The sequence below is a fragment of the Lishizhenia sp. genome (assembly GCF_033720595.1).
Lineage (GTDB): Bacteria > Bacteroidota > Bacteroidia > Flavobacteriales_D > Crocinitomicaceae > Lishizhenia.
Map to the genome: position 1 here is coordinate 1 of NZ_JAWWCF010000181.1, position 5,875 is coordinate 5,875.

Sequence of the window (5,875 nt, forward strand, 5' to 3'; positions counted from 1 at the left end):
CATTTAGAAAGAAAGACCTAAGTTCTCCTTTAAATGAATTTTTAGGAGCTGCTGTAATGATAGGGATTGTTTGGTTCGGTGGAAATATGATTTTGGACGGAACCGATCAAGATGGATTTACTGGAGAAGAATTCATGGGATTCATAATTGTTTTCTCGCAATTGCTAGTACCTATACAGGCCGTTGCCAAAAACATTGGAAACATGAATAAAGCCAAAGCTTCTCAAGACAGAATAGATGAAACTTTGTTTACCAATGAAAAAATATTAGACCCTACTTCTCCACAAAAAATGGAAGGGTTGAAAGAGAAAATTCGCTTTAACAATATTTCTTTCGCCTACAAAGATGAGAAGGTGATTAAAAACGTTTCTTTCGATATAGAAAAAGGAAGAACTGTGGCTTTAGTTGGAGAATCTGGAAGTGGAAAATCTACTTTGGCCGATTTACTTCCTCGTTTTTACGATGTACAATCGGGTCAGATTTTATTTGATGATACTGACATTAGAGACTTCACCCTGGAGGACTTAAGATCGCAAATTGGTATTGTGAGTCAAGAATCGATTTTGTTCAACGACACCGTAGCAAGTAACATTGCTTTTGGAATGCCGAATGCTACAAAGGAAGAGATCATAGAAGCGGCAAAAATTGCCAATGCACATAATTTCATCATGGAGTTAGAAGATGGGTATGAAACCAATATCGGTGAACGTGGAAACAAGCTTTCGGGTGGACAAAAGCAGCGTGTAAGTATTGCTCGAGCTGTATTAAAAAACCCTCCGATTATGATTTTGGATGAAGCTACTTCTGCCCTAGATACAGAAAGTGAAAAGCAAGTTCAAGATGCCTTAAACAAACTGATGCAGAACAGAACTTCTTTGGTCATTGCCCATCGTTTGAGCACCATTAAAAATGCTGATATCATTTTGGTGTTGAACAAAGGTGAAATCGTGGAGCGTGGAACCCATGACGAACTGATGCAGAAAGAAGGTTTTTATCATAGACTAACAAGCTTGCAGGGCATTAGCGCCTAGTGGAAAACCTCATTTGGTTTTATTTACAAAAGCGAAGCGACAGATATCGCAACTTGTAAACCGCACGTCCAAAGCTTTCCCTTTTCCTTCTTATATTTGAAGCCCAATCGTTTTTAGACGGAACACGGGTAACCGAAATATATTTTTTAAGATGGATATCAAGACTTTTAGAGAGCACTTTGCTAATTCTTCTCAAATTCAAACTACAGCCGACAAACTTCAATATGTTGGAAGTAGAATTCATTGGAAAGGATTAATTGGATCTTCGAAGTCAATTTTAGCAGGAGCTATGGCTAGCCAAGTTCCGGGTCATCATTTATTCATTCTTGAAGATAAAGAAAAAGCCGCGTACTTTTTAAATGATTTGCAAGGACTCTATCCAGAGGCCAATAATATTTTATTCTACCCAGCATCCTACAGAACACCCTATCAATTAGAGGGAACTGACAATGCGAACGTAGTTGCTCGAGCAGAAGTTCTAGACAAGGTAAACAAGGGAAATAACACTTGGATTATTACCTACCCAAAAGCCTTGGTAGAAAAAATACCGACTAAAAAACGATTATCAGAACATACCTTTAAAATTGAAAAAGGAAAGGAATACTCTATAGACTTCTTAACCGAAGTATTGCACGAATACGGTTTCGAAGTTGTTGATTTTGTTTACGAACCCGGGCAGTTTTCAGTACGTGGTGGAATCGTTGACATCTATTCTTTTTCAAACGACAACCCTTTCCGTATTGAGTTTTTTGGAGATGAAGTGGATACAATCAGAACTTTTGATCCCGTATCGCAACTTTCCATAAATGCTCATGAGTTTTTCTCTATCATTCCTAATGTTCAGAGTAGTTTAATTGAAGAAGTTAATGGAAGTTTACTAGAGTTTATTGGTGAACATTCTACCTTATGGATGGCTTCGAATAAATTAATAGAAAGCACCTTAAAATCAGAGCACGAAAAAGCTACAAAAATATACACAGAGCTTGCAGAATCACCTGTAAAAAGAGGAAAACCAAGTGAGCTATTTTTGCATAAGTCAGAATGGAATAAACAATTGGAACTTTTCTCTACCATAGAGTTTGGTCCAGATTACCATTTCAAAGCCGATGAGACAGTGGAATTCAAATTCCAACCTCACCCTTCTTTCAATAAGAACTTTGAATTATTGCGTGAAGACCTTATAGCCCGTAAGAAAGTCAATTTTAAAAACTTGATTTTCTCTAACCAACCCAAACAAATAGAACGACTACACGATATCTTTAAGGACATAGGTGGAGAAGTTGATTTCTCTTCGATGAACTTTGCATTACACGAAGGTTTCATTTCACCAGATTTGAAACTCACGTGTTACACCGATCATCAAATCTTTGAACGTTTCCACAGGTTTAGGCTGAAGGAAGGGTTTAGGCAAGCCAAACAAGCATTGACTTTAAAAGAGGTATACAACCTTCAAAAAGGAGATTACGTTACGCACATTGATCACGGTGTAGGGCAGTTTTCTGGATTACAAACCATAGACGTAAATGGTAAACCACAAGAAGCCATTCGCTTGGTATATAAGGATAACGATGTACTTTACGTAAGCATTCACTCTTTACACAGAATCTCCAAATTCACGGGTAAAGATGGAACCGTTCCAAAAATGAACAAGTTAGGAACCCAGGCTTGGGCAAACCTAAAGAAGAAAACCAAGAAGAAAATCAAGGAAATTGCCTTCGATTTAATTCAATTATATGCCAAGAGAAAGGCACAAGTAGGATTTGCTTATTCTCCTGATACTTATTTACAAAATGAGTTAGAGGCATCTTTCATCTATGAAGATACACCCGATCAGTTAAAAGCAACAGAGGCGGTGAAAGAAGACATGGAGAAAGAAACTCCTATGGATAGATTGGTTTGTGGTGACGTAGGTTTTGGTAAAACAGAGATTGCTATTCGTGCAGCATTTAAAGCAGCTACAGATGGTAAGCAAGTTGCCGTTTTGGTACCCACAACCATTTTGTCATTACAACACTATAGAAGTTTCAAAGAGCGTTTAAAAGATTTCCCTGTTACTGTAGATTACATTAATCGATTTAAGTCTACCAAACAAAACAATGAAACTCTGAAAAAATTAGCTGATGGTAAAGTTGACATTTTGGTAGGAACCCATAAAATCGTAGGGAAAAGCGTAAAGTTCAAGGATCTTGGATTAATGATTATTGATGAAGAACAAAAGTTCGGTGTAGCTGTAAAAGACAAATTAAAAACCTTAAAAGCTACAGTTGATACTTTGACGCTAACTGCAACTCCGATACCAAGAACATTACAGTTCTCCTTGATGGGAGCAAGAGACTTGAGTATCATCAACACTCCTCCACCCAACCGTCAACCGGTATTAACGGAAGTGATTCAATTTGATGAGGAGCAAATTAGAGATGCGATATCTTATGAAGTGAGTCGTGGAGGACAGGTGTATTTTGTACACAACCGATTGGCTAACATCAAAGAAGTTTCAGGAATGATACAACGACTTTGTCCAGGAGTTCGCGTGGCAATTGGTCACGGACAAATGGAAGGGAAAGAGTTGGAAAAAATCATGATGGACTTTATTGAAGGGGAATATGACGTTCTCCTTGCAACAACCATTATCGAATCTGGTATTGATATCTCAAACGCCAACACCATTATCATTAACAACGCGAACAACTTTGGGTTGAGTGATCTTCACCAATTGAGAGGTCGTGTAGGTAGATCGAATAAAAAAGGATTCTGTTACCTCATCGCACCTAGGTTTGATATGATGACCTCAGAGGCGAGAAAACGTTTGGAAGCTTTGGTACAATTCTCTGATTTAGGTTCAGGTTTCAACATTGCCATGAAGGATTTGGATATACGTGGAGCTGGAAACCTTTTAGGTGGAGAGCAAAGTGGATTTATCTCTGATATAGGATTCGATATGTATCAAAAAATATTGAACGAGGCCATAGAGGAATTGCGAGAAAGTGAATTCAAGCAATTATTTGAAGAGAGAAATACAGACGATTTCAATCAATTCGTAAAAGAAACACAATTGGAAACGGATATGGAAATCCGTATTCCTGATGACTATGTAAACAACGTAGCTGAGCGTTTAGCCTTATACCAAGAGTTAGATAACTTACAAGACCAGCAAAGTTTAGACAGCTTTAAATCGCGTTTAAAAGATAGATTTGGCCCCATACCTTCTGAGGTAGAGGAATTGATGCAATCGATGAAGTTAAGATGGACAGCCAAAGAGATTGGTTTTGAGAAACTCGTATTGAAGTCAGGAAAAATGATAGGATATTTCATCTCAAACCCTCAAAGTATGTACTTCCAGAGCGCTCACTTCACGCGTATATTGAACTACATACAAAAAGCTCCAAAAGGAGTTAAGATGAGTGAGAAAAATGATAAACTCAGGTTGATCTACACAGATATTACCAGTATAGACCAAGCACTGAATAGATTGGAGGAGATATTCTAAAACAATAAAAACAACACTAAGATAAATCCTGCTGCTAAAATTGGAAACAAGATGAAAAGAACGACACTTGTCCAGGCTTTTCGTCTACCCTCTGTTGTATTATAAGTGGATACGAGCGATAGGATAGAAAAAATTAGTCCGATAAGCATTATTAAACCACCCAGAGGTATTGTTATTATACCAAACAACAATATCCCTCCAATAATTGTGAGTATAAGTCCTGTTTTAGCCTGCTTCTCTGCTGTATGAGCTATATCCAATTCTTCTTCGGTCAATTCAACAACCCTAAGCGTATCCTCATTATTCCTCGTGAAGAATTCTGGGTTTTCGAGTTCCTTCCCACGGTTTTCATCGCTTAAAATCTCCAACTCATTAGTTTCCTCTGCAGGAATCTTTTTTAAGGATTTAGATGAGTTAAACACCTCTTTTTTAGGGGAAGGATTATTCAAAATTAACTTGTCCGAAACAGAACTATTCTGTAGGGAATCTAAGGTTATAGCTTGTAGGTTTTCCAGCGCTTTAAATTCTACAGGAACATCTTTGTTGTCGCCTTTATACTTCTTTAAGTTATGCGGTATACGGAATTTACCTTTGGTGTATTTTCTTTTATTGAAATCAGGTGTAGTTGCACATCCTCCGATGATTAAAGCTAAAATTAGTGCGGTAATTAAGTTAAGTGTTTTCATGTTAGTTCCTTTTTGGTCTATTCAACTCTTATAAAGATAATCGAACAAATGCAGATAAAAAATGTGAATCGTCTTTTGTATAAAATGATTGTTTATAAATGAATTGTTTACACCCAAAACGACAGCACCATTGGATCTATTAATGTAATCCAGAATATTAACCCACTGATAACGAGTGCAAATAATAGAAAAGCAACACCACTTATTATAGCTCTATTTTTAGCTTTCCTCGTTCGGGCTTTATCCGTAAATGCATAAATCGCAAAAACAAATCCTGTCAAACCGAATACCAATCCAAGTAACATAAGCGGAAAATTATACAAGCACAATAACGAGATAGTGGTAAGTATGAGTGCTATATTTGCCCTAACCTCAGACCTATTCACCTTTCCATCCTCCTCTGTATAAATTTCCTTTGGAAGCTCTACTTCCTCCTTACTTTCGGATGTTTCAGAAACCGGAGAACTAAGTTCCTTTCTACTTTGAGACCAATACACTGCTTCATTATCTTCTTTCACCTTCTTTTCTGGTACAAAAGCTCGAAGCTTTACTTTCGAGGGTCTAGGCTCACTATTCCTTTCAGGATCGTGCAATGAATCTTGCTGTTCTTTCTTGAGATTTTGACTTTCTTGAATTTGTTTTTCAGCGCCTTCCTTTTCTTCTTGTAATTC

4 protein-coding genes are annotated in these 5,875 nt (G+C 37.3%); 2 read left to right on the forward strand and 2 right to left on the reverse strand.

Annotation, left to right across the window (positions count from 1 at the left end; genetic code table 11):
* Both R3333_RS11845 and mfd read left to right on the forward strand, forming a co-directional pair.
* A partial coding sequence (locus tag R3333_RS11845; RefSeq protein ID WP_318958988.1) for an ABC transporter ATP-binding protein occupies positions 1-1,031 on the forward strand: 1,031 nt, incomplete at its 5' end.
* Between the two features lie 151 nt (positions 1,032-1,182).
* Positions 1,183-4,518 carry a transcription-repair coupling factor gene (gene mfd / locus R3333_RS11850; protein ID WP_318958989.1) on the forward strand — a complete coding sequence of 1,112 codons (3,336 nt, stop codon included), beginning with the start codon at positions 1,183-1,185 and terminating at the stop codon, positions 4,516-4,518.
* On the opposite strand, the gene R3333_RS11855 is transcribed toward mfd, so the two are convergent.
* Both R3333_RS11855 and R3333_RS11860 read right to left on the reverse strand, forming a co-directional pair.
* Entirely contained in the window at positions 4,515-5,204 is a 690-nt protein-coding gene (locus tag R3333_RS11855) for a hypothetical protein (protein WP_318958990.1), read from the reverse strand. The genes mfd and R3333_RS11855 overlap by 4 nt on opposite strands.
* 107 nt (positions 5,205-5,311) lie before the next feature.
* A partial coding sequence (locus tag R3333_RS11860) for a DUF308 domain-containing protein (protein ID WP_318958991.1) occupies positions 5,312-5,875 on the reverse strand: 564 nt, incomplete at its 5' end.